At 43.4% G+C, this 26606-nt stretch carries 22 protein-coding genes and 1 pseudogene; all 23 read right to left on the reverse strand.

Features of this window, described 5'->3' with window-relative positions; all coding sequences use genetic code 11:
- Positions 1–224: pseudogene (locus B5D06_RS06310) on the reverse strand (IS256 family transposase); the annotation flags it as partial.
- A 405-nt stretch (positions 225–629) separates the two neighbouring features.
- Entirely contained in the window at positions 630–962 is a 333-nt protein-coding gene (locus B5D06_RS06315) for a DUF2149 domain-containing protein (RefSeq protein ID WP_078737167.1), read from the reverse strand.
- Positions 959–1543, reverse strand: coding sequence for a MotA/TolQ/ExbB proton channel family protein (locus B5D06_RS06320; protein WP_078737168.1), 585 nt, complete (start codon positions 1541–1543; stop codon positions 959–961). Before B5D06_RS06320 ends, B5D06_RS06315 begins: the two co-directional genes overlap by 4 nt.
- Positions 1544–1556: 13 nt before the next feature.
- Positions 1557–2240 carry a hypothetical protein gene (locus B5D06_RS06325; protein ID WP_078737169.1) on the reverse strand — a complete coding sequence of 228 codons (684 nt, stop codon included), beginning with the start codon at positions 2238–2240 and terminating at the stop codon, positions 1557–1559.
- Complete coding sequence (locus B5D06_RS06330; RefSeq protein WP_078737216.1) at positions 2237–6589, reverse strand: cobaltochelatase subunit CobN; 4353 nt, start codon at positions 6587–6589, stop codon at positions 2237–2239. Before B5D06_RS06330 ends, B5D06_RS06325 begins: the two co-directional genes overlap by 4 nt.
- A gap of 11 nt (positions 6590–6600) precedes the next feature.
- The gene (locus B5D06_RS06335) at positions 6601–8568 is read right to left on the reverse strand and encodes a TonB-dependent receptor plug domain-containing protein (RefSeq protein ID WP_078737170.1); all 1968 of its coding nucleotides are present in this window, start codon (positions 8566–8568) and stop codon (positions 6601–6603) included.
- A gap of 62 nt (positions 8569–8630) precedes the next feature.
- Entirely contained in the window at positions 8631–9302 is a 672-nt protein-coding gene (locus B5D06_RS06340; RefSeq protein WP_078737171.1) for an HmuY family protein, read from the reverse strand.
- A gap of 363 nt (positions 9303–9665) precedes the next feature.
- On the reverse strand, positions 9666–10490 hold the full coding sequence (gene tsf, locus B5D06_RS06345; protein WP_078737172.1) for a translation elongation factor Ts: 825 nt from the start codon (positions 10488–10490) through the stop codon (positions 9666–9668).
- A gap of 28 nt (positions 10491–10518) precedes the next feature.
- Positions 10519–11391 (reverse strand): 30S ribosomal protein S2, encoded by an 873-nt coding sequence (gene rpsB / locus B5D06_RS06350; protein ID WP_078737173.1) that lies wholly within the window; start codon positions 11389–11391, stop codon positions 10519–10521.
- Positions 11392–11560: 169 nt separating this feature from the next.
- A complete protein-coding gene (rpsI, locus tag B5D06_RS06355) occupies positions 11561–11947 on the reverse strand; it encodes a 30S ribosomal protein S9 (protein ID WP_078737174.1) in 387 nt (128 codons plus the stop codon).
- 11 nt (positions 11948–11958) lie between these two features.
- Entirely contained in the window at positions 11959–12414 is a 456-nt protein-coding gene (gene rplM, locus B5D06_RS06360; RefSeq protein WP_078737217.1) for a 50S ribosomal protein L13, read from the reverse strand.
- 912 nt (positions 12415–13326) lie between these two features.
- A complete protein-coding gene (locus B5D06_RS06365; protein WP_078737175.1) occupies positions 13327–14070 on the reverse strand; it encodes a copper homeostasis protein CutC in 744 nt (247 codons plus the stop codon).
- Positions 14071–14085: 15 nt separating this feature from the next.
- Positions 14086–16371, reverse strand: coding sequence for a S1 family peptidase (locus B5D06_RS06370; protein WP_184227931.1), 2286 nt, complete (start codon positions 16369–16371; stop codon positions 14086–14088).
- A gap of 248 nt (positions 16372–16619) precedes the next feature.
- Positions 16620–16751, reverse strand: a complete 132-nt coding sequence (locus B5D06_RS09120) for a hypothetical protein (RefSeq protein ID WP_260398702.1) — start codon at positions 16749–16751, stop codon at positions 16620–16622.
- A gap of 248 nt (positions 16752–16999) precedes the next feature.
- Positions 17000–18652 (reverse strand): fumarate hydratase, encoded by a 1653-nt coding sequence (locus tag B5D06_RS06375; RefSeq protein ID WP_078737177.1) that lies wholly within the window; start codon positions 18650–18652, stop codon positions 17000–17002.
- Between the two features lie 116 nt (positions 18653–18768).
- A complete protein-coding gene (locus B5D06_RS06380; protein WP_078737178.1) occupies positions 18769–19272 on the reverse strand; it encodes an RNA polymerase sigma factor in 504 nt (167 codons plus the stop codon).
- Positions 19273–19408: 136 nt separating this feature from the next.
- Positions 19409–20650: an ATP-grasp domain-containing protein gene (locus tag B5D06_RS06385; protein ID WP_078737179.1), complete on the reverse strand. Its 1242-nt coding sequence runs from the start codon at positions 20648–20650 to the stop codon at positions 19409–19411.
- Positions 20637–21233, reverse strand: coding sequence for a ribonuclease H1 domain-containing protein (locus B5D06_RS06390; protein ID WP_078737218.1), 597 nt, complete (start codon positions 21231–21233; stop codon positions 20637–20639). The genes B5D06_RS06385 and B5D06_RS06390 overlap by 14 nt, the downstream gene beginning before the upstream one ends.
- Positions 21234–21240: 7 nt before the next feature.
- Positions 21241–22260 carry a tetratricopeptide repeat protein gene (locus B5D06_RS06395; RefSeq protein WP_078737180.1) on the reverse strand — a complete coding sequence of 340 codons (1020 nt, stop codon included), beginning with the start codon at positions 22258–22260 and terminating at the stop codon, positions 21241–21243.
- Between the two features lie 62 nt (positions 22261–22322).
- Positions 22323–23906 (reverse strand): peptide chain release factor 3, encoded by a 1584-nt coding sequence (locus tag B5D06_RS06400; protein WP_078737181.1) that lies wholly within the window; start codon positions 23904–23906, stop codon positions 22323–22325.
- Positions 23907–23934: 28 nt separating this feature from the next.
- Positions 23935–25500 carry a ribonuclease Y gene (gene rny / locus B5D06_RS06405; RefSeq protein ID WP_078737182.1) on the reverse strand — a complete coding sequence of 522 codons (1566 nt, stop codon included), beginning with the start codon at positions 25498–25500 and terminating at the stop codon, positions 23935–23937.
- 298 nt (positions 25501–25798) lie between these two features.
- Entirely contained in the window at positions 25799–26200 is a 402-nt protein-coding gene (gene zapA, locus B5D06_RS06410) for a cell division protein ZapA (RefSeq protein WP_078737183.1), read from the reverse strand.
- Positions 26201–26263: 63 nt separating this feature from the next.
- Positions 26264–26560 (reverse strand): hypothetical protein, encoded by a 297-nt coding sequence (locus tag B5D06_RS06415; protein WP_078737184.1) that lies wholly within the window; start codon positions 26558–26560, stop codon positions 26264–26266.
- Positions 26561–26606 lie beyond the last annotated feature (46 nt).

Genomic DNA, 26606 nt, shown 5'->3' on the forward strand with positions numbered 1-26606 from the left:
CCTGAACGAGTACGTGGAATCCGAAGCTCAAAGCTACATCCATAGCCTCGCCATCGACGGGGACGGAAACCATTGCACTGTTCCCCTTTATGCTCCTCTACAAAAAGAGCACGTTCTTGTTTGGAGAAGGTGTTCAATAACACTCGAATAATCTCGTTAATTCCTGACTCTGATGATAGCATTTCCGAAATAAATGCCGACTTTTGTGATGCTGTAAGCTCCATTGTTCTTAGTTTGTTTTTACTTTTTACCACAAAGTTAAGAGCTACGGGGCTTACACACTTTTGTAGGACAGTATCATTTTTCGTATTGATTGCAAAAAGTTCGTGTAATGAAAGTATTAAAAGACTAGCCCCCTCGGAGAAAAGTCCGCCTGTTTTTTAATTTCCGTTTTTATCTTTTCCTCCAACTCTCCCCAGAAATAAAAACCAAAGAAGCTACCCCCTTTTCAGAGGGACACCACCCAGTAGTATACTCCATAAAAAAGGACTGACCCCAGAAATGGAATCAGCCCCACTCTCAAAAAGCTAAAAAGTTATTTTATCAATACTGTTGCACAAGCCTCTCCCACAAGGCTCGCTTAATCAGCAGCGATTACACAAGTATTCCTCGAATATCTCTATCAATGCTTACTCAGCTTCTTCGGGGATATAAACAATCTCCCCATTCTCTAACTGATAGGCAGTACCTACACGTTTACCTTTACTACCCGAGCTACTATCCGTCTCATTACTTGGGGTAAACTTCTCTATTTTATCCCCTTTCTTTATAAGTAACTCCATATTGTCCTTACCCGGATTTTTCACGATGGTATAATCTTCTTTGCTGAAGACCTCGGTCATATTAAACTTTGTCACCAAGGCAACCATGAGAGCCAACGCAAAAACCATGGCTATATCGAATAAATTCGATACGAGAGAAGATGGGTCTGGCTCTTCTTCACTAAAACGCCTGCGACTCATTGCTGATCAATAGATTCGTTAATATAATCCAACCAAATAAGATCTCTGTGGTGGTAGTTACGCAATACGTGAAGGGCAATGTACCCCACTGCAGAGGTAAACATACCTATGACGGTAGTGGCAAAAGCAACCTGCATATTGTACGCCATACTCTCTATATCTCCTGCCGAAAGCCCCACCAAAGCAGGTCCCATGGGGATAAGCGTACCCATAAGTCCCAATATAGGGCCAAACTTACTCAATATCTTGGCACTACCAAGAGAGCCTTCCATTCTCAATTCATACTCTCCGATGAGAAGTTCTCGGCGAGTAGTATTACTCTCCAAAAGAGACAAAAGAGTTGACTCAAAGATGCCGCTCTTTTGTTTCGAAACAACCTCCTTGATGGCTTCTAAGTCAAGCCTTTCTTTCGTTCTGATAAACTTACCGAGAGCATTATTACGGTTGCGATAACTTTGCCACTTACTAAACAACGTACCCAACATGAGGAGGGAACGAACAAAAAGAAATAATAGTCCTATAACAACGGGTACCAGCAAACCATTCGATACCCAGAACATGGCGTTTGAAATGTAATTCATTACAGTTAAATAGTTATGATTTAAGTCTCTTTTTTATTATAGGGTAAAGTCGTCGACCTATATATCCGACAAAAGCAAAGAGAAGTACAGCTAATACAAGAAGTCCTACTTGTAGCCAGTCTACCTCGCTCCCTGTTCCTCGCACTTGCGAGTCGGGATGCATTGCTCCTGCTGCAACAGCAATAAAAAACAACGCTAAAGAGAGCAAAATACTAAGTTCCTTACTGGTGTCGATAGATAGCATAATAAAGCGACCTATCACAGGTGCAAAGAGCGTTATCAATACCACCAGAACCATCAGAACAATTGTTACTCCAAAGAAAGAGTAACCAGGTAGTAGATAAAACAGCTTCAGTCTAATGTAAAAAAGCACAGGAAAAAAGAGAAGCGAGGGGAGCATAGTACTCAGCCGTTTATACCATTTAGACGAAGGAGTTCTATTCCTCGTACAGAGATAGACTACATAAAGTAAGTCTACCATTATAAAAAGGGAGATATCCCTAAGCATAGTGGGCGTATAGAGTAACTCTTGAAGCGTAGTAAGACTACTGTCCATAGAGACATAGTGCGTCCACAATATGAAAAGAAGATATAGTACGGCATGCCCACCCCTTACTAAAAAGGAGGTGTGCAAGCCCTCCTCCATAATCCATTTAACGGACCCGAGGAGGGCTATTACTATAAGCAGTTCGCTCATTGTCGTTTACCTCTCTGACGACGATAAATTACAAAAACAAGGAGTAGTAAGATAAGTACCCCGAGAGAAATCGGTAAGAAAAGCTTAGCTGGCTTATGTTGCTCTGAAGTTTGAGTATTCTGTTCCTCTTTCTTGAGCACCTGCCCCTTAGACTTACCATCTTGAGTAACCTCTCTTACCTTTTTAATGGAAGAAGCGTACTGCTGTTGCTGATCTTGAGGAAGTCTGTTTTTAATAAACTCTCTCAGCGAAGCATTGTCACAGACGAAACCACTACATCCAGCCCCATACTTATCCACTACTTCTGCATGCATCTTAGCCAACTCGTCAAGCTGTTCTTGCGAAGCAGCCCAAAGTCCCTTACGAGCCGTTTCGAGCATTACCGCTGTCATCTCTTGCAACGCAGCGGGATTCTGTTCTTCGAAGAACTTACGAATACCAAGATTCTGTTCGTCCTTGATATAGGTATTGTATATATCATCCCACAACTCTTTATCAATAAGAGCTGGCTTCATCACATTCCATCCATAGGTATTGCGGATTGTTTCGGCCAAAGCATTAGCCGCTCCCTGACCTTCTTTGGTAACCTCTTTGATGTATGTAGGGTTCAGAATGGTTGTTCGAGCCTCTACCCCTACCGCCTGTTTAATCTCCTGTACTCTCGTACGGTGGTGATTGCGCAAGTCGTTAAAGTAACCTTCGGGATCCTTACCCGTAACGTGGCGTACGGCAAGCGTCAAACCTCCCATAAACTCATACACGTGGTCAAGACTTAAAGCCCCCCAACTATTGCTCTGTCTGGGCTGAACAACCGCATCTACATTCTGAAGAGCCGCTTCAAAGAGACCTTCTTGGAAGTCTCCCCAGTTGCCTTCCATACCGTAGATAGCTCCCATGTTATTGAGATACACGTTGGCAACTTCAGATTCTTTCTCCCACTTATCACCACTCTCTACCATAGCCTGTATGCCAGTACCATAATTTCCATTGACTCCACCGAAGACACGTTGTGTAGCCAAAGTTCTTGCTTGATTAGGAGAAAGTCCCTTTTCGAGTAATACACGCTCTGCATCTACAGCTCCATTGGCCACTTCGTTGTCCTTCTCGTCCGTTGCTTTAGAAGCCAAATCAACTGCTTTTTGGATGAGATATAAACGAGATGCCGCTAAATCTCTAAGCTGTCCCGAGGTTTGTACTACCACATCAACGCGCTTACGCCCCAGCTCTTCTCTGGGGATAAGCCTAATGTCGCGCACTCTACCCATTGGGTCCCTTATAGGTTCACACCCTAACAAATAAATGATTTCTGCAATGGTGGCTCCCTCACTCTCTATGAAACTACTGCTCCAAAGAGTAAAGCTCACCTTTTGAGGCAACTCTCCATTGTGGCGAGCTGCATAGTCGGCAAGCATATCATCTGCCAACTTACGCCCCTTATCCCAAGCTGCTTTTGTGGGAGTCTCCTCTGCATTGATAGAATAGAGGTTGCGCCCCGTGGGTAAAGCCTCTGGATTGGCAATATAGTCTCCCCCTGGAGAAGGAGCCGTGTAGCCCCCATTCAGGGCATTTACAATACCATCCAATTCCAAACCAGGGCTGGTAGTCAGATACTTCTGATACAGCTTAACGGAGAGAATCGTACGTTTCAATGTAGCGATAGCGAGTGCAAAATCTCTATCCTTATCGCTCATTGGCTCCATTCCCATGCCCTTAGGATGTTCTCCCATTTGAGGATGTTCCTTTCGGGCAGCAGAATCCGTCGAAGCAGTCTGCTTAGTAGCCTCTGTCTTACTATCAACGCTCTCCTTTTTATCGGCATTTTGGGCATAATCAGGCTTTTTAGCAGACTTAGACGTCTTGGGAATCCAAGAGGGATGACCTCCTCCCTTTTTCGTTTTTTTAGAAGAAGTTGCTCGAGGCATCATATTTGCCATAGATGTAGGCATACTAGTGCCGCCTCCGCTCATCATATTACGCATCATATTATTCATCTGCGCTTGACGATCGAGTTGCTCAAGCAAATTATTAGCTCGCTCTACCTCTTCTTTCGTTACACCCAAAGATTGAAGCGCAGCATCTACATTGACACTACTCGTGTTGATAGCTTGACGCACGAAACGATCGGCAGGGGTGCGATAAAGCTGAGAGAAAAGTCGCTCGTTGTCCTGCTCTTTTTGTGTATAGCGTCCTCGCTCTCTATCCAAAGCTGCGAGAGAGTAAGCAATCGGATCGGTAGCAATATGCACTACAGACGAGAATATTTTCTCTGGCACGAAAGGAACACCTGTGACGTACATTCCTCCAGGAATTTTACTCACAGCTAACTCCTCGGCAAAGTTGCTTAATTGCTCTATTTCACGACGTGTCCAAGGCTTATGCTTAACGGAGTCTAAACGAAGATCTCTATGATACCCCATCTTTATAGCTCTCTCTTTTATTTTGAGCGAGAGAGCCTCATCATCTGATTCGTTACCCAGATAAGTATCTGTCATCGTTAACAAATCTCCCACAATACCACGCATACGGGTCTCAATAAAAGGAGGTGCCAAATAGGATACTGTTTGAGCGTAGCTACGACGCTTGGCAATCATACCCTCACCGATATTTGCAATCGTATAGTAATAGATGTGAGGAAGATCATTTACTAATCTATCTGTCCAGTCTTCACTGGAAAGAGCTATTTGCTTACCATTGATAAACTCTAAACTACCATGAGTACCGAAGTGCATCATTACATCTGCCTTGAAGCCTTTCTGCGTCCACAAATAAGAGGCTACATAGGGATAAGGAGGAACAGGGTTCGAACCGTGAACTGCTTTGAAGTCATTAACTCCCACGCCCTGACCAGGCTGTGGCAATAAAACTATGTTGCCAAAAGGAACAGCAGTTACGGCAATTCCCTCTACTCCCTCCTTGGTCATAGCATAGTACTGTCCAGGTGCTGCCCCATAAAGTTTAGACAAAGATTCTATCTGCGCTGGTGTAAGTACTGCTTTCATCCAACTATTCAAAGAGTCGGTAGAGACAAACTGAGGATATCCCTTCTCTATAAACTCTGCCAATGCACCCTCTGCATAACTATTAAAGAGAGAGCCTCGTTGCATAATAATCCGTTCAAACTCTTTTTCGCTTTCTGGCAAACCAGTTACCGTATAACCTTCTTGGCGCAATCTCTTTATAACATTGTACAAAGATGGCAAGGTCTCTATTCCTTGAGCAACGAGACTGTTCTGTCCAGGCCCTTTGAAGTAGTATATAGCCACCTTCTTATCCTTGTTGGGCTTTTGTTGAAGATTTATATAGCGATTGATAAGACTTGTGAAAACTTCCATACGACCAGGAATTGTGTGGAAGAGCTGCAAACCTGTCTTTTCATCCTCTTCCAAAGCGATAAGAGCGAAAGGTATTATAGCTCCATCTATCTCTGGTACAGACACACTTTGCGAGAGAAATCCGCCCTGCATACCCTGCTTGTCTTCTTCCCACACCTTACGAAGCGTTGCTATAGTCATGGGAGTAACAATAGGTATATTACGCTCCTTAAACCACTCTTTCATGGCATTGTCCTGCCCCGTCATAAGCTTTCCGTGGGGAAGGTATAAAAGCACAGAAGGGTCTATCTTCTTCAAGTGCTCCAAACGATTAGTGCCAGCAGAGAATGGATAAACATTCAAGCCCGATTGCTCCAAAGAAGCGACCATTTCATCAATATGCTCTCTGTTGGAGTTAATAGGAGAGGCAAAACTGATAAGCATAGCCACGTTAGGAGCTCCTGGACGGTAACCGTTCTTGTTATAGTACTCTTGATACTCCTCGAAAGAGCTAAAAATATCATCATCCGTCTTACCGAAATAGATATTATCGGCATAAACAATAGGAGGCTCTACAGTACCCTCCTTTAACTTCTTACCCAAAATCTCCTGACGGATATAATTAAAGCCCGACCTGTAGTTTCTTGCCCCACCGTTGCCAAAGTAAGCACTAATAGCTTCTATTTGAGCATCGTCGAGAGAAGAAATGTTATTGTCTGGATTAGTAGCAGAAATGACATGAACTTTTACTTTACCTTTTTCTTGCAAACGAAGAAGCTCTTCGCGCTCTTCTTCGCTCCAACGAGCTCCCATGCCGAAAGCCAAGACAAAGTCATAATTCTTTAACTTGAAAAAGTCCTCTTCACTCTGCACAGATACATTCTTTACATCTGACGAACTTACAGCCCTTGAAAGCATAAACTGTGGAAAATTTACAAGGGCAACTTTAGTAGGGCGCGGCCAAAAAATAGCCACGAGAGCCCCTATCAAGATTACTCCTAATAGGGGAAGCCCATATCGCATTATTTTCTTATTCATTTTATCTAACATTAAAAGTGGACTCTAAAAGTAGCACTATAGACACGCCCTGGCGAAACGGGAGTATTTACATAAATACGATTGGGTTTGAAATCTAAAAGATTATCTATCCCCAAATTCAGGCTATAGTGTTTAAGGAATCTCTGTTCAAATGAAAGTCGTCCATAGAAATATCCAGGATAGAAAATTGCCTCCACATCTCCTTTTTCATCAAACTGGGCCGCTGTAAAAGAGGATAAATAACGAACAGAGAGGTTGGCAGAAACGCCATAGTTAGGAGAGTAGTACTTATCATAGGTTAGAGCACCCAAAGCAGAGAAAGGACGAGTATCGTAGATAGCTACACTCTTTCCCGAGGCATTTCTAACATGACGTTTGTCGTTTGTATAAGTACCAGACAGTCGTAATCCAAAACCTTTAGGAAGAGAAATGTGTGACTGTACTTCGGCTCCAAATATTCTACTGTTACCAGAGATGTTGGAATATACGTAATTACTCTGCTTTGTCTTCGAATCTACGGTATTCTTGAGAGCGATACGACTGTAAACGGTATTATAAAACACATTCGCCATTAGGCTAACGTGGCTCCATTTACCCTCTGCAGAGAAAGAGAACATACGACTCTTCTCTGGTTTAAGGTTCGGGTTACCCAATATATAGAAGGGTTGATGGTTAAAGAAGAAAAACTGCTCTTGCAAAGTAGGTGCACGATAACCTTCTGAATAAGACAACCGAAGCGACAAATAATCCTCTGGCTTATACATCACCGATGCTCTTGAGGTATAGTGTGCCCCAAAACCAGAGTGCAAATCTAAACGCCCTCCATAGTTCAACGTTACAGTTGGAATAAGCTGATAAACACCTTGGCCGTAAAGTATGCAGTTACGCACGTATTGCTCCTTACCCTGAGTCGGAGAGAGAAAACGATTAGAAGCCACAGCATCATGGATATACTCTACCCCTGTATTTATGTAACGCTCGGGCGTCCACTCATAGTTAAATTGAGCACGCAAATGGTGCATCTGTTCGGTAAATATATGACTACGTTCCCTGTCGGGAGTTTGCGTAAAGATGGTGTCTCTTATATAGTTATTGTAGTGGTAAGAGAAGTCTGTACTCGCTTTATCTGACAATTTCCACTGCACCCCTCCGATAACATCGTAAGAATCATATCCAAAGTCAATCTTTTCTGCCCACTGTTGGGAACGAAGATTGGCACGCCCCGTAAGAGAGAGTTGTAGGTTTTTATTAGGCTTAAGGGTCAACTTCTCACTCAAAGTCCATGCCTTATTTCCTGCTACGTTGATTCCCTGACCATCTACATCTAAGAAATCATAAGAGCGATCTGTGCGATATTGAATGCCTGTTTGAGAAGACAGTATACCTTTCTTTAAGCCTAAAGACAAATCATACTTTTGCCCCAAACGAGAGTCTATACGGGCAGAGCTTACTAAGCGAAAAGGTTCCCTTGCACTACGCGTAATAATATTGATTACCCCCCCGATGGCATTAGAGCCATACAATGCCGAAGATGCTCCTCGCAACACTTCGATACGCTCTATATCATCTGGATTAATACGCTCAAAGTCAATGGTATTACCTGCCCCAGTTGTTATCAACTCCCCATCTACAAGAAAGAGCAAAGCTGTACCGTTAAAGCCTTGCATCGTAATCTTATCCTGTGGCCCATGCTTACTGAACTCTACACCAGGCAGTACATACTGCATCAAGTCTATAAAATTCTGAGGAGCTAATATCTTTATCTCCTTAGCCTTTACCACTCGTATAGGGATAGGCTCATTTTTTAACAAGCGGGGTGTACGACTGCCCGTTACAACAACATTGTCCAGAGCATTTTCTCTACAGATCGTAGTATCCTTGTCTATATATTTTTTGTCTTGAGCAAAAAGATTACCTGTACTCAGCGTAAGTAAAAGAAGCAGGCTCGCAAAAGCCTGCTTCGCTATATTTCGATTCATATCCACAAAGTCTGTTTTGATAGAATTTTAAATCAAAAAAGTCTACAAGTCCCTTAGAAATATCACTTTACAGGATATTCATAAGAGAATTTCACATGACCAGGCTTAAGCTTTGCATCGAAGAAATCGGTCAACTTAATCCGAGCCATAGATCCGTCCGCCAACTTAACAAAGTAGATATCATGGCTCAATTTATAAGATGGCCCCATCTGCATGGAAACATCAATCCAACCACCTGAAGGCAAGCCTCCTTTTTTCTTACCTGAAATAACCTCATTAGCTCCCTGTTTTTCTACAGAAGAACTATGGTTACCACCACCAGGATTGAAAGAAGTTGTTATATCTACGAGAGCATCTACTTGCCAACCTTCTGCAGGAGGTGCGCCAGCATCTTTCAATGGAGTCTTTTTACCAGATGCATTAGACTTAAGGGCTGCACCCATTCCCTTACCGCTTTCTCCTCCATTCAAACGAACATCGAAGCGATGGAATGCAATATCCCAACTCAAATCTTCTTTGGGATTAGTCACTTCAACAACTTCACCTTTCTTCAAAGATACGTAAACCCACTTAGCATAACTGGTCGCATCAACCGTCATAGTCTTTGCGATCATTTGCTCTTGATTGGGATTAGGATTGGGGTCTGGATTTTTCTTAGGTTCTTTTTTACAAGAAGAAACGGCTACAGCCAACATAATAAAAGCTGAAGAAGCCAAATAGATAACCTTTTTCATAAGACTGCGTATTACTTATTTTGTTTTGATTCGTATAGTTTTTTTACTGTCGCAAAATTCACACTTCTACGACAAGCGGACAATACCGACCTATTGGTATTTTATGAGAATTGATACAAACTTAAAGGTATAAAACAGCCTCTACTGCAATGCCCAGTCTACAAACCCAGAAAAAAGAAACGCAGAGCTAACCAATAATAGGTATAGAAAAAGTCATTTGGGCAAGCTCTCGCAAGAGTCTCAACAGCGAGAGGGAATATTACGGGGCGAGCTTCGTAATAAAGAGTATCTCATAAAAAAGACCTCCTCTTCTCTAAGAGAAAAGGAGGCCTTTAGTATCGAGTAGTCTACTCTACTGTGCGCTTACTCTGCATTAAGAGTAACACGACGAAAAGCATCTACTGTAAGCGTTTTGCTCGCTGTACGGAGATAAGTTTCTATATCCATCTTGTTATCCTTAATGAAGGCTTGACGAAGAAGAGTATTTTCTTTGAAATACTTTTGCAATGATCCTTGAGCAATACGATCCCAAAGATTTTCAGGTTTGCCCTCTTCGTGAGCTTTCTCACGTGCTACACGAAGTTCTTCGTCTACGATGTTTTGAGGAACTTCTTCTTCACGGATGGCAACTGGGTTCATCGATGCTACCTGCATGGTAATATCACGAGCCATTTGCTCCTCAACAGCTTCGTTGAAAGATGCTACAACGGCCAATTTGTTTCCTGGGTGAATATAAGACATGGTGTAGGGAGACTTAACGAACTCGTAAGAACCCAACTCCATCTTTTCCCCTGTGGTACCTACACGGTCTGTAATGTGATCTGCAACGGGACGACCATCTGCAAGAGGAAGTTGCAAAAGAGCTTCCTTGGTAGCGGGTTGTTCCTTCATAGCCACGTTAAGAATATCTTGTGTAAGCTTTATATGACCTTCGTTTTTAGCTACGAAATCTGTTTCGCATTGGAGAGATACAACAGCCGCAAAACCTTCTGTATGTGCAGCGAGTACGCAACCCTCCGCAGCTTCACGATCTGAACGCTTAGCGGCAACGGCCTTACCCTTTGTACGTATAATCTCCATAGCCTTATCGAAGTCTCCATTAGATTCTTCGAGAGCATGCTTACAGTCTGTGAGTCCTGCGCCACTCATTTTGCGCAGTTTTGCAATATCTTGGATTGAAACAGCCATGACTTATTTCTTATATTTTTTAGAGTAATTATTCTACGACTTCAGTTGTTTCTGCAGCCACTGCTTCTGCCTCGGGAGCCTCTCGAGCTACCTCTGTAGAAGAAGCCTCTACATCACGTACACGCTCACGGCGAGCACCTGTACGAGCACGACGACCAGAGCGTGCTGCTCCATCTTGATTAGCTTCCTCTTCTTCGGCATTAGCATTCTGAGCCTTATACTCTACAAGACCTTCACTAATAGCACTACACATAGCACCAACGATTAGTTGTACAGCATCCTTAGAGTCATCATTTGCAGGAATTACATAGTCTACCAACTTAGGATCTGCATTGGTATCTACGATAGCAAACACGGGTATTCCAAGGCGTGTAGCCTCACGTACTGCAATATGTTCTTTAGTAATGTCTACAACGAAAAGAGCTGATGGGAGACGAGTCATGTCCTGAATAGAACCGAGGTTCTTTTCAAGCTTGGTACGTTGACGCTCAACCTGAAGCTTTTCGCGCTTTGAAAGATTGTTGTAAGTACCATCCTCTTTCATCTTGTCAATCTGCGACATCTTCTTAACCGCCTTACGGATTGTAGGGAAGTTAGTAAGCATACCAGCAGGCCAACGCTCTATAACGTAGGGCATACCTATAGATTTGGCAAGCTCTTCAACAGGCTCTCTAACCTGTTTCTTGGTAGCAACGAAAAGGACCTTCTTTCCGCTACGTGCCATATTTTTAATAATCTCAGCAGACTCCTCTACCTTGGCAACTGTCTTGTGGAGGTCGATAATATGGGTGTTATTACGCTCCATGAAGATATAGGGAGCCATTGCAGGGTTCCACTTGCGAGGTTGGTGTCCAAAGTGCGCACCTGCTTTGAGCAATTGTTCGAATGAAATCGATGCCATAATGTTTGTTTTGTTTACGTTCTTAATTACTTAACCATTGATTTTGCAACCTCCTGGTAGAGAAAACATTCGAGCTTTCCATCCAAGGGGTTTAGATACTAAACACGAGTAATCGCCTTTGGCATCCGACAATAGCAGTATAAATAATACTGGATATCGAAAAAGGAGATTAACGTTTACTAAACTGGAATCTCTTACGAGCTTTAGGACGACCTGGTTTCTTACGTTCTACCACACGAGCATCACGAGTCATGAAGCCAGCGGCACGTAAAGCAGCCTTGTCCTCTGGATTGATCTTAACAAGAGCACGAGCAATAGCCAAACGAGCAGCCTCACTCTGTCCCTTGAAACCACCACCCCTAAGATTAATCTTGATATCGTATTTCTCAACCACCTCTAACTTAGCAAGAGGTTGACGAACCACGAACTGCAAAATGCTTGAAGGGAAGTAGTTGGTCAAATCTTTCTTATTGATTGTTATCTTGCCGGTACCTTCTGTCAGATACACGCGCGCTATAGCGCATTTGCGACGGCCTAATGCATTAATTTGTTCCATCGTTGGGCAACTTATTTAAGCGTATTGATATCAATTAAACGTGGTTGTTGCGCTTCGTGCTTATGCTCTGTACCTTCATATACATAAAGGTTACCCAGCAACTTGTCACCAAGTTTGTTTTTAGGCAACATACCCTTTACAACTTTACGGAAGAGGCGATCACTGCCCTTCTTTTGAAGATCTCTTGGAGAGAATTCACGCTGACCACCAGGATAACCGCTATATTTCAAATAAACGCGCTCATCCCACTTTTTGCCCGTAAGCATAATCTTGTCGGCATTGATAACAATAACATTGTCACCACAATCTACGTGAGGGGTAAAACTTGGTTTGTACTTACCGCGTAAAAGCTTTGCGATTTTTGAGCACAAACGACCTAAAGTCTGACCCTCGGCATCTACAAGAACCCATTCTTTGGCTGCAGTTGCCTTATTCGCCGATACTGTCTTGTAACTTAAAGTATTCACTTCTTTAATTCTTTCTTTATTATACACACTCGCTTCTCGACACTTCTCTTACACATCTAAACTACATTGTCACCCACTATATATCAGGTTGGACGCCCCGAAACATAGCACAAGAGTTTTCGACTGAGCAGTACCCGAGAAAGCACTTTTATCACTTTTGATAATAATCAGCCGAGCAAAGGTACTACAAAATTCTGTAACTGGAACACTTACCAACACGTCAAATCGCAAAAAGAATCTATTGCACGATCGGAATGCTCATTGCACTCCCATCAATTTTCGAGGAGGTATGCCTACTCTTGTACGCTACCAACACCTACTCTTGCAGCCTGGCTGAAAACACTGCACAAATTATCAGAGACCTATTTTCCCTCCTAATTAAGAATATCAATAGGGGTATAAAAAGTTGTTTGTTCCTATACACAAAACCAATTTGTTACGAGAAAATCTTTATTTGCAATCTAAATATACATATATTCAACTTGAAAATATATATATTCAATTTGAATATACATATATTTAATCTGAATATATAGAATAGTTCAGGTAGAAAGTATTTTTACTCCAGAGCAATTACACTTTTCAACGAGAAGTAAATAAAAATCATTAGAGACAATTTGGGTGCTCAAGGGAAACATCAAAAGATGCACAGAGGTGGAGTACTGGGGAAACAGCCCTTACCCCGGAGGGCACATGCCTTTTTTAGACGTCTTTTATATATTAGAAACCTCCGAACGCTCCCTAAAATCTGACGGACAACCTGCTTCTATACGAAAATGAAAGTATTTTACCCTCTCAAAAACAAAGTGGTATATAACCAAAAGAGAAGTTCACACGAGTGCAAACTTCTCTCAGCTATAATCGTTTTACAAAAAGTATATCCCTTTTGGGCAAAAGCAGTGCTACTCTACCTTAAGAGAAAAAGTTGGACAGAATGTGAGAAGCCTTAGAAACTTTCTCCAAAGAAGTTACATAGAGCGAACCATCGGGATTAGCTCCCATATCAATCTCTTTACGGTCAAAAAGAAGAGGAGAGGGAACGGTAGAACGAAAAGAGCCATGAAACATACGCGCTCCTGTAAAGCGAGCAAGCGATTCTATATTTTCGGGTGTTACCCCTCCCCCACACTGTACTCCGATACGCCCTGCGGCCTGCACTGTTAACTCCCGTAAAAGGGGTAATCCCTCGACAACACTCGCAGCACATCCCGAGGTCAAGACACGACGAAAGCCTTGTTCAATAAGAACTTCTAATAGTTCATTAGGCTGCCGTGCCACGTCAAAAGCACGATGAAAGGTACAGGGCAATCCGTCAGCTGCCTCCAACAGACGACTATTAGCCTCGTAGTCATAGGCACCTTGAAGCGTGAGAGCCCCGAAGACAAATCCATCTACTCCCAACTTACGAGCCATTTTAATATCTCGGCACATCTCTTCCACCTCGACCTTGGCATATACAAAATGCCCTTCTCGGGGACGAACTAAGACATACACATCCAAATCGGTCAATTCGCAAGCACGCTCTATACAAGCCATCGAAGGTGTTATGCCTCCTATCGCCAACGCTGCACACAGCTCCACGCGACAAGCCCCTCCTTTCTGAGCGACCATTGCCCCCTCTGCCGAGGGAACGCACACTTCTAATTCGTATCTCATAGACTTTATGCGTAGTTAATCGACAAAAAGAGGAACAAGAGCCGAGTAACGTCCTCCTTTGTACACGTAGCTTATTACCACCCAATGAAGATTTGAGAGATGTGGGGAGAGATCCCACTCTCCTACTTTATAATCTATGGAAGTGGAGAAAAGACGCACCCCATTCAAATCGTAAAGACTCAGCGGAATTGGCTCGCTGGGAGTGTCGGGAAGAGTAATCCTCAAACGTCCTTCAACCAACACAATAGTAGGACGCTCTTCATCTATAGAAGGTGTTACCTCCGATACTTCCAAAGGATGCGTTAATAGGTCAATCCAGTAACTGCCTCTATAATTAAGATGGGACGGAAGTACAGAACTATTATGCGATATCCAATTATCGGCTGTCGAAGAAGTTTTCACCCAAGCGGTGTGAGCATTCTGTGCCGAATGCTTCATGCGTACAATAGGTATCAAACTACCCTCTACTCCCTCTGTTCTCTCTACGCCGACATAAATGATGCTGTTTTTAGAAAAAGTAAGTTCTCTATTCAGGTGAACAAAAAACTCTATAAACCCTCCAATGGTGCGCTCTCGTGGTTCGACCTCGGGATTCCAAGACTGATACAAGGGGTGCTGTATCTCCTGTGTATGCACAACTGTAGTAGGACCGTTTTCATCGCCCTCCATGATAAGAAGCTTGTTCTTATTGAAAACTACCATAGGAGAGGCTACAATCATAACGCCCAATAGTTTACTACTATCGCTTATCATATATTGAGAGGCCACGGCAGTAAGTTCTCCCAACTTTCCGTTAGTTTCCTCTATAGCATCCCGAGATAATGAGTAGAGATTATTAGATAGACGGCGAGGTGATTTCGGGGCATAAGGGTCGAAACCAGTGCAAGTCTCCGACTGAGTATTGATCGGGTCGAGAAAAGGCTTCAACTGCTCCGTTACAACTCCCTCTTTAGCCCAACAACGACTAATAGCATAGTAATAGTCATTAACTGGAGTAGCACAATAAGAATTCCCTCCCGTAAGAGCTCCAATAATCAAGTTTTGACTGTCGTACAGAGGAGAACCAGACGAACCAGGAGCCGTAGTACCGATATCCCATTTTTTGATTCTCCAGTGAGAGTCTGTCCACTGCGTAGAACCAGCTGTAAAAGAGCTAAGCTCAACCTCGCCCAAAGCTTGGTTATAACGAGTTACCGAAGCAGACGGATGGTGTAACCCTACATAGGGTGGCTGATGAGAGCCTATATTCCACCCCGAGAAGTAAGGGCGGTAGGAGGCAGGAATACCACATTCAATCCCTCCGTCTGTATTTTGCACACCAGTTATACGTAGTAAACAAAGATCGTGCTCTTCATCCCAGGCAACGATGGTAGCTCCCGAGAGAGATTGCTCTTCAGTAGCACGTATAAAGCGGTCACCTACAGGACTACGGAAATTGAAAAAGAAAATAGTTTGTCGTGCCGACTCGTCTCGATAGGCTTTGTCATTGGGATACTTGAATGAACCATTCATACAATGAGCGGCTGTAAGCACATAAGCCGTCCCATCCTTTGCAGTATTGTTAATCAGTGCTCCAGAGCAAACACTTTTTCCTCGAACCATCATAAGCACTTGACTGCGACTAATCTCCTCTACCTCTGGATGAGAAACAACGTTAGGAGCACAAGAATACCCTCCCATAAACCAAGGTTCTCCTCTGCCATATATATTGTGCATAGGATCCTCTGCAATGGTTCGAAAACAATAAGATACACTTCCAATCTCCAACTCGGGGAGAGTATAATCATTGGCAGGGGCCTCGTAATGTACGATAACACGGTCTCCTCGAACAGGAGATACCGCTAAACTCTCTTCGGTTGTATTATTATGAGCTCCGAAAGCACCCTTAATCTCTCCCGTAGATGGAGATATAAGAAACAGACGTGCACCCTCGGGCAAATGGAAACGAGAGAAATAGATCTGAAGAGCCTCTGCGAAGGGGCTTTCTAAAACAAGCTGCCAAATCAAGTTATTATTCGTTCCCATAGATTGGGTGCCACTATTCTCGGGCGTAATATGTACTCCCAGAGGCTCTCCTATGATGTAAGTATTGCGAAAGCCCAGAGCTGGCTCTGAAAGTAGCTGCTCTATCTTCTCCTTAGTCGGGGGGGCGAGGGAGATAACTGGCAGTACCTCAGAAGCACTACGCAATTGAGTTAAGGAAGTTGCAGGTACGCCTCCCTGTGAAAGTTGTGCCCAAAGAGGCAGTTGAATGGGAAGCAAGAAAACTATGCAAAGGAACAGTAGGCCTATTCGTTTCATCATTCTTTTAAGTTATGTTTGTGGGTATACGCACCAAAGTTACAATTTATCTTCTGCTAATTGTATATATCTGCTCTGCAAAAGCATTCTAAAAACAAAAGGGAGTCTTAGATACTACCTAAGACCCCTTTTCTCGTAATGTAACCTATCTATTAACACCCTTCTCCAGAAAAGAGTTTCTCCGAAAGAGAAGCTGCTCCGTCAAAGGACAATGTAACCTTTTCCCACGCAATCCAATAAGGCTCCCATCAAAAGGATCGAGCATAAGCCTTCAGAGACTCAACCACCGCTCTATGACGCTCGTCGTTTACTTCTCGTTCTATCGCAGCAAGACACTTCCATGCTTGCAGGGACAAACTCATCTCGTAACAATCCTCCATAGGCAATCACTCTATAATTTATCATCACTCCTCTACAAAGGAGCAGTAAACACCTCTACACAAGGTCTTACTCTATAAACGCTGTAACGCTTCTTTTAGTACACAACAAGAAAAAACTATCCCAACAAAGTACCTGAAACAGTTTTTCCTTAGGAGTATAACTGAGCAAAAAAATGGTCTCCCTCCGCTCAAAAGCAGAGAGAGACCATGAAGAGAGTATAAATCTTCAAAGATTTTGGTTGTATTCTTTATTGATGCAAAGCGCAACCAGCGCATTGCTCGCGTATTTTGGTAAAGAAGTCATTCCCCTTATCATCTACCAATATGAAGGCAGGGAAATCTACCACCTCTATCTTCCATATAGCCTCCATACCCAATTCGGAATATTCAACGCACTCTACCTTTTTTATGCTCTCCTTCGCTAATACGGCAGCTGGACCACCTATACTTCCCAAGTAAAATCCACCAAACTCTTTACAAGCATCTGTTACTTCTTTACTTCTATTTCCTTTGGCAATCATAACCATGCTACCTCCGTGTTCTTGGAAGAGGCGTACATAACTATCCATACGACCTGCCGTAGTCGGACCAAAACTTCCACTGGGCATTCCCTCGGGAGTTTTAGAGGGACCTGCGTAATAAATCGGGTGTTGCTTGACGTAATCGGGCAAGCCTTCTCCTCTATCAATACGCTCTTTCAACTTGGCATGAGCAATATCTCGCCCTACTATAATAGTACCCGTCAGAGATAAACGCGTGGAAACAGGGTATTTAGAAAGTTCTTTTCTTATCTCTTCCATAGGGCGATTCAGGTCTATTTGTACAACTTGTCCCTCCATTTCCGTAGTGCGAAGTTCTTCAGGGATCCATCTTCCTGGGTTCGTTTCCAAGCGTTCTATCCAGATACCCTGCTTATTAATCTTCGCTTTTATATTGCGGTCTGCCGAGCAACTAACACCCATGCCGACAGGACAAGAAGCTCCATGACGAGGCAAACGTATAACCCTAATATCGTGAGCAAAGTATTTGCCTCCGAATTGTGCTCCGAAACCAATTTTATAAGCCTCTTCCAAAAGTTGCGTTTCCAACTCTACATCACGAAAAGCTCTCCCGTATTCATTACCTGTAGTAGGGAGAGAATCGTAGTACTTCGTAGAAGCTAACTTCACTGTTTTAAGGTTCATCTCGGCCGATGTACCTCCTATGACAAAAGCAATGTGGTAAGGAGGGCAAGCTGCCGTACCCAATGAACGCATCTTTTCTACCAGAAAAGGGAGCAATCTCTCAGGCGTAATGAGAGCCTTAGTCTCTTGATAAAGAAATGTTTTATTGGCAGAACCTCCTCCTTTTGCAATGCAAAGAAAGTTATACTCATCTCCATCTACAGCCAATAAATCAATCTGAGCTGGAAGATTAGTGCCCGTATTTACCTCCTTATACATATCTAAGGGAGCATTTTGAGAGTAGCGTAAAAACTCTTGGGTATAGGTGTCAAAAATTCCGTGCGATAGAGCTTCTTCATCTCCACCTCCAGTATAAACATTTTGCCCCTTTTTCCCGAAGACAATAGCCGTACCAGTATCTTGACAAAAAGGGAGCTTTCCCAAAGAAGATATCTCTGCATTACGTAAAAAAGTCAACGCTACGAAACGATCGTTTTCACTCGCTTCGGGGTCTTGTAGTATTTTGGCAACCTGCTCCTGATGTTCGGGGCGTAAATAGTACGAAACGTCATGAAAAGCCGTACGAGCCAAAAGACGCAAAGCCTCTGGTTGGACAACAAGCATCTCGCGATTACCAAACGATTCTGTATGAACGTAATCACTGGTAAGATGGTAATATTCAGTAGTATCATCCCCCAGCGGGAACATTTTCTGATAAACAAATTCTCTCTTTTCCATTTCCTTATTCCTCAATCAACTTATTCTAACGAACGAAAGTACAAAAAATAGACCTGCCAAAGTGTTGCCTCCACGAGCCCCACCAGCAAGTCTATATAACCCGTAACAAGATTACGTTAGCGCATCTCTCTCAATTCTTGCTGAAGCACCTTACGAGCGAAAAATATTCTACTCTTGACCGTACCAATAGGGATATCCAAATGCTCAGCTATCTCGGCATACTTGTAACCACTCAGGTACATAGAAAAAGGCACTCGTATATGACTACTCAATCGATCCACAGCTCCATAAATCTCCTTTATATTGTAGGACCCGTCGGGAGTCGAGTAACCTCCACTCACCAAAACAGGTACGTTGGCAATATCTACATTAGAGTCAATCAATCGTCTTTGGCGATCCAACCGATCTCTATTATTAAGATATATGTTGTACATAATGGTCATCACCCAACCTTTGAAGTTGGCATTCTCGACATATTTATCAACGTTTTTAAGTGCTCGAAGTGTGGTATCTTGAATTAGGTCGTCTGCATCGTTCACATCCCTCGTTAGCTTGAGAGCATAACGACGAAGGTTACCCTGTATATCTAAAAGATTTTCTCTAAACTGTATCGTGTTCATAGCCTTATTCGCTTATTTCATCCTAACGCTTATCGCCACTTTAAGCTTAAGATTCGATAGCGAAGATAGGTCAGAGAGAAGAGAAAAACAATAGATATTACCTTGAGGCAAATAGATTTTATCTATCTATATAGGGTCAAACCGTCTCGAGATAAGCAAAAAATCGGCTGTTCTCTGAGGGGGTAGAAAGAAACATAGTCCCTTCTATCAAAGCACCTTTCTCATTCGCCTTCATAAGATTACGATTTTGAGCTTCGCTGTATTCTCTTAAAGCCATGCCAGCTTGTGAATAGCTCTTTATAAACATCTTGTAGGAACGATTAGGCACTCCGTAACGCTCGTACAACAGATGGGCTAAAAAACCCATTGTACAACGCACATTAATCTCTACAGCAGGATGTAAAAACTCTCTTTCGCTACCCTCTTTTCTATAAGCAAGCATATCTATCCCCACTACACCTTGATAGTAGGGGGCTATATGGTTAACAATAAAAGCTTTATGGGCTACAATGGCTTGCTCCAATGATTTTTCTCCTACTCTATGTGCCAATCTAGCCCAAAGAGCATCGGGGTGCTGCACATGATTATAGAGATAGCGAAAATCTTTTGTTTCAAAATGAGACAACCCCACAAAGCGGACACTACGATCGGCCTCTACAATGTACTCTGCTGCATAATCTCCACACTTATTTAGAAAGGGTTCTAAGGTAATTTGCCTGTGCGTATTTAATAAAGAGTATAATTGTTCCTCCTGTTTTCCCGCAAGCGGAAGATGAAAGAGAAGCACCCCTCTTCCCGAAGAGGAAAAAGGTAGCTTGACAACCAATTGGGAAGAAGCCTTAAAATGAAGTAAGGCTCTATCAAGATCATCTCGTGAAGAACAGGAAAAAGGTAGAAGAGAATGAAAATCGTCTCCCATAGAAGCAAGTAGAAAAGAGGCTTGGGAGCGATCGAAAAGAAAAGAGGGGAAAGTCTGCTCTTTGGGTAATAACAATCCGTTGGGGAAAAGAGGTGTAATACGCTCAAAAGAGCGAACCAACGTTGGCTCGGGTGCCCAAAGCGTTAAATGTAGAGGAGTGGAAATCGATTGATAGAGGACATCTTCCTCAAACAAACACCTGCACGGAGGCAGCAATCCTTTATTTTGAGGGATTGCTCTTGCAGTCCCCCTCGGCATCCACACCCAGTCCTCCTCTGGACTCTCGGCAACCCAAGCCAAAAGCATTGAGAGATCGCAGCGCATCTGCCGTACCAATTTTGAGTGCGTGAAAGATGCTTTTTCCATATGGAGGAGTGCCTGCTCATTACCACTATTAAAACAGTAAAGATGCGAAGGTGCAAGTGAATAACTCGCGTTTAGCAAGCTATTTTCTACCATAGTCAGCAGGAATCTCTCCCCAACAAGTTGTATTCCATTTCAATAATTCGGGGCGTTGTGTAGGTGGATGCTTCTGCAACCAACGCTCGGCACGAGCTACAAGTTGTAGCGTTGCCTCCGTTTCGGGCGTTCGAGGGAGTAGTGTTTTACACTTACCTCCATAAACCCATCCAATAGCTGTTTTACTATCACTATATATGGGTATATTCAGCCCCCTCTGTAATAAAAATCCCATAGCATGTACTATGGCAAGGAACTCTACTATGTTGTTAGTTGCGTAAATAGGACCAAAAGAGAATAAAATCTCATGCGTCAATGTATCAACCCCTCTGTATTCCGAGGGGCCAGGATTGCCCGAAGTAGCCCCATCCACTGCTACACTGGGATAAATATACTTCTCGGTTTCTCTAAAAGAGTAGGAAGCAAACTCACTGTGATAGGCCTGTACCGCTTCTGCCTCTGTATTGAAAGACTTATATACTGCGTTCGGGAAGTTTTTTACTTGTGCCTTGCACTCCTCCCAAGATGCGTACACTCCTGGATTAACCCCTTTCCAAACGACGTAGAACTTCTTCTTTTTCACTCCCATCTCACGACATAAGGTTCCCGAATATCTCTCCGTAAGCCGTTCCTTTGTAATAAAGTTGAATAAAATCAACAGGTCCTGCCTCCTCAGAAGAAGCAAGCTCCTTCATCTGTTCTTGCAGTTTTTGTTCTTTCTCTACCAACCCCTTCTTTCGGTAAAGATTGGCCAAAAGAGAAAGGGTCGTATAACCGAGACTTTGCTCTTCGAGTGCTCGTTCTAAAAAGTCGATAGCCTCTTCCGATTTCCCCTCTTGCACCATAAGACAAGTTATACCACAATAGGCTTCTTCGCTAAAGGGATCTTTCTCTAAAGTATCTTGATAAGCCCTGTAGGCAGCAGTATAATCCTTCTGCACTAAAGCTATCTTGGCTTGAAGGAGACTAAATCGCTCCTCCTCTGGAAAGAGGGAAAGTGCTTCCTGCACGAAACTATTGGCCTCTTCTAAACGTTGCAACCCGATGAGAGCTTCTGTTTTATATAAATAAGCGGCAGGAAAAGGCGTCTTTAGAACTATGGCCTCTTCTGCTGCAGTACAAGCCTTATCAAACTCTTGTAACATGAGATAAGCCTTTGCCCTCTGTTGATATAGCACGATGCGCTGCTCCTCTGCCTCCTCCACTTGGAGGGCAAGCTCAATATCCTCCAAAGCTCCTTTATAATCTTCCGCAACGATCTTCAAGGAAGCTCTGTTTTTCAAACAAAGAGAGTGCTGAGGGTACTCTTCCAAAAGCAAATCATACTGCTTCAAAGCTTCCGTCTCTTGACCATTGAGGGTCAAAGCTTCGGCATAATAGAAGCGTGTTTCAAACTCGGGTCGTAGTTCCAAAGCCTTAGTAAGAGCTTTGAGAGCGAAAGCGACCTCACCCATTTTCATCGCCCTAAGCGCATCAAACTTCAATATATCTGCCTCTTTTTCTCCCTGTCGGTCGGAGCCTTTTTCCACACTTCCCGTTACAAGTGTCTTCTCTTCGCTCTCTTGCGCGTTTTCTTTCTTACGACCAAATATTGACTTTAAGAAACTCATATACTCCTTCTATATTATATGATACAATCCCTACCTTTTTGAGGTAGGGATGCTACTCTAACTTAAAACTCACTCGTAAAATGGAACTTTATCTCAGGGAAGTCCTGCTGTGCCATCTGTAAGACATATCCAGAATCTGCCAAGAAAACATCTCGCCCCTCTATGTCGTGCGCCATATACTGCGCTTTTCTCCTCTTAAAATTGTCCAACACCTCTCTGTTGTCACTCTCTATCCAGCAGGCTTTATAGAGATGTATAGGTTCCCATCGGCACTCAGCACCGTACTCGTGCAGCAGACGATACTTGATAACCTCAAATTGTAGTTGCCCTACTGTTCCTATGATTCGACGTCCATTGAATTGATTCACGAACAACTGTGCAACCCCCTCGCCCATCAACTGCTCGATGCCCTTTATCAACTGCTTTTGTTTCATCGGGTCGGCATTCTCTATATATTGGAAAAGCTCTGGAGAGAAGCTGGGCAATCCCTTGAAGTGAAGAAGTTCTCCCTCGGTAAGCGTATCGCCAATCTTAAAATTGCCCGTATCGGGAAGTCCCACAATATCTCCCGCATAAGCATCATCTACAATCTCTTTCTTCTGTGCCATAAAGGCAGTGGGAGAAGAGAAACGGAACTGCTTGTCTAAACGTATATGTCGATAGTATTTGTTCCGCTCGAAACGCCCCGAACAGATCTTTACAAAGGCAATACAACTGCGGTGGTTAGGATCCATATTAGCATGGATTTTGAATACAAAGCCTGTAAAAGGCTCTTCGTGAGGACTAATCTCGCGCTCCTGCGCTTGGAGAGGTTGCGGAGAAGGGGCTATGCGAACAAAACAATCCAATAGCTCTCGAATGCCGAAGTTATTCAATGCCGAACCAAAAAAGACAGGAGCTAACTCTCCTCGGAGGTAACGCTCGCGATCAAAATCGGGGTAAACTCCATTGACAAGCTCTATATCGGCACGCAAACGCTCTGCCAAAGAAGGCCCCACCGACTCGTCTAAAACCGTCGAATCTATCGAGTCTATTTTCTTAACATCCTCTGCAATATGCTGTTTGTCTACTTTGAAGAGATTGAGTTCAGAAGAGAATAAATCGTACACTCCTTTAAATCTCTCTCCCATACCAATAGGCCAAGTCATCGGGCGTACAGAGAGCTGCAGCTCTTCCTCGATTTCATCCAAAAGGTCAAAGGCATCTCTCCCCTCTCGGTCCAATTTATTGACAAAGACTATGACGGGCGTATGGCGCATACGACAGACTTCCATAAGGCGTCGTGTCTGTTTCTCGACCCCTTTGGCACTATCTACCACGATAATTACACTATCTACAGCAGTCAAGGTGCGGAAGGTATCTTCTGCGAAGTCCTCGTGCCCAGGAGTATCTAAGATATTGATTTTATAGTCTTTATACTGAAAACCCATCACAGAGGTCGCCACGGAAATTCCTCTCTGACGCTCTATTTCCATCCAGTCACTGGTGGCAGTCTTTCGTATCTTGTTGCTTTTCACGGCACCCGCCACATGAATAGCTCCCCCAAACAGGAGGAGCTTTTCGGTTAGGGTCGTCTTACCCGCATCTGGGTGCGATATGATAGCAAACGTACGGCGTTTGTCAATCTCTTGGCTATAGGTAGACATTTGTTCTAAAAATTAGTCGAAAAAGATTTTACTTCGCCACGCTTACGGAACGCACCTCACGTATCACGGTGATTTTAACCTGTCCAGGATAGGTCATTTCATCCTGTATCTTGCGTGCTATCTCGTCTGAAAGGGTAGAAACGTCTTTATCTTGAATCTTGTCGGCTCCAACAATAACACGCAATTCCCTACCTGCTTGGATAGCATAGGTCTTTACAACACCAGGATAAGATAGAGCCAGCTGCTCTAAATCATTCAAACGCTTGATGTAAGCCTCTACAATCTCTCGACGAGCTCCTGGACGCGCACCACTGATAGCATCACACACCTGAACAATAGGAGCGATAAGAGAGGTCATCTCTACCTCATCATGGTGAGCCCCCACAGCATTGCAAACATCGGGTTTCTCTTTATACTTTTCACAAAGCTTCATACCCAAGATAGCGTGAGACAATTCGGGTTCATCATCGGGTACCTTACCAATATCGTGTAGCAAGCCCGCTCTCTTTGCTTTCTTGGGATCCAACCCAAGCTCTGCTGCCATAATAGCACAGAGATTGGCTGTTTCTCTTGAGTGCTGGAGCAAGTTTTGTCCATAAGAAGAACGATACTTCATCTTACCGATGAGACGTACTAACTCGGGATGTACCCCATGTATTCCCAAGTCGATAAGTGTACGTTTACCCACCTCGACGAGCTCTTCCTCTACTTGCTTTCTCACCTTAGAGACAACCTCTTCGATGCGGGCAGGGTGGATACGTCCATCCTGCACCAACTGATGCAATGCCAAGCGAGCAATCTCTCTACGCACAGGGTCGAAACCAGAGAGAACAATGGCCTCGGGAGTATCATCTACGATGATTTCTATCCCCGTAGCAGCCTCCAAGGCACGTATATTACGCCCTTCTCGACCAATAATACGACCCTTTATCTCGTCATTTTCAATATGGAATACACTAACCAGATTTTCAACGGCCGTCTCGGTCGCCAAACGCTGAATAGACTGAATAACGATGCGCTTAGCCTCCTTATTGGCAGTCATCTTAGCCTCTTCAATAATTTCAGATACGTAAGAAGCGGCCTCGTCTTGAGCTTCGGCTTTGATGCTTTCAATCAATTGCTCTCGAGCCTCTGTCGAGGAAAGCCCCCCGATACGTTCCAAATGCACACGTTGCTGTTGTACGAGTTGATCTAACTCCTCTTTACGCTTATTGAGTACAGACTGTTGCGCCTCTACTTGCTCTTGTATTTTGGTTAGTTCATCACTTTTCTTGGCGATATCTTTTTGGCGAGCGAAAAAATCATCCTCTTTACGCTTCAGTTTGTCCAATCGCGCCTCGATTGCATTATTCTTATGGGCTACTTCCCGCTCAAGTTCTTGCTTGAGTTGAGTGTATTTACTCTTAACTTCGCCCAGTTTCTGAGCTTGTAATACCTCGGCTTTCTTCTCAGCCTCTCTCTCTAATTGCACCGTTTTCTGCAAAGCTTCGTTCACTTTCGAAGCATAGAGTTTGTCGGCATAACGCTTAATAAAGATTACAGCAACTAAGGCTGCAACCAGTAGGCCTATCCCTCCTACAATAATTCCTGTCATATAACGTCCTTAAGTTTCTCTTACTTGGGTCTTTCACACCCAAGCTATATCTCGATGCCTTATATCTTAGGGGACATCAATTACCCAAATAGACCTTAATGTACAGCCAACTCTTCCCTCTTTCATAAAAAAGGGAAGCACGCAAAAACGAGTGGGAAAGTGTGTATTACACAAAAAGAAATTAAAACAGAAACTAAGCTCTCTCGTGCCCCCACAAAAGGAAAAAGTGGAGAAACCAGGCCTTAACTATCTCTGTTATCTATATATTTCGAGTTAGAAAAGAGAAAGGGGGAGGAGCTCATTTACGCTTCGTAAAGGTATCTCGAGAAACCTTTTGCCAAAACTCATCCTGCTCTTGCTCTTCTAAAAATAGCTCAACCCATTCACACAAAGCCTCTAACCTCTGCTCCACAGGTTTGCTATCCCTGAGCTTCTTCTCCTCTTCATATAGGAATGCCATCTCCAAACCTGCCATCAGTCTATAAAGCCCCCCCGATATTCCTGGCGTTTCAGGTGGAAAAGCAGAGCGGTAGGTATCAATTGCTCTGTTAAAGGTTCCTGCACTCAAACGATAGGCCAATTCTGTAGATGGCTCTACATTTAAGGAGAAAGACTCCCCATCAATAGTCATATTTATACTCTTCGTTCTAGAGCTTGTCGCGAGCACCTCGTCTGCCTTATCTCTATCTCTCTTCTTCATAGCAAACCTTTAATAAAAGCACTCTCTATATGATGACTATTGGCACTATATATTCCTTAGTACTTATTCCAACTCCAAGAGTTTTATAGCCTCTCGAATCTCTTCTTGTAATACCGAAAGACGAGAATAGGCCTTGGCCCAATCCTTGTCGTTCGCCACTATCATGCGTGCCATCAGAAGGGTTTGATGCTTGTCTTGTACTTCGTCTAAACTTTCTTCCAAGACTCTGCAACGCTCAGAGAGTAAACGATTCTCTTCCTGTTGCTTTTGCATTACGCTACGCTGGCTATTCACTAAATCTATAAGATGCGTTACAGCCCGCTCTAAGCGTTCTAAATTTCTTTCCTCTTCTGGAGTCATTGCACACCAATTCTCGTTGCAAAGGTAAATAATATAATGGAAAGAA

The sequence above is a fragment of the Porphyromonas circumdentaria genome, from assembly GCF_900167105.1.
Taxonomy (GTDB): domain Bacteria; phylum Bacteroidota; class Bacteroidia; order Bacteroidales; family Porphyromonadaceae; genus Porphyromonas; species Porphyromonas circumdentaria.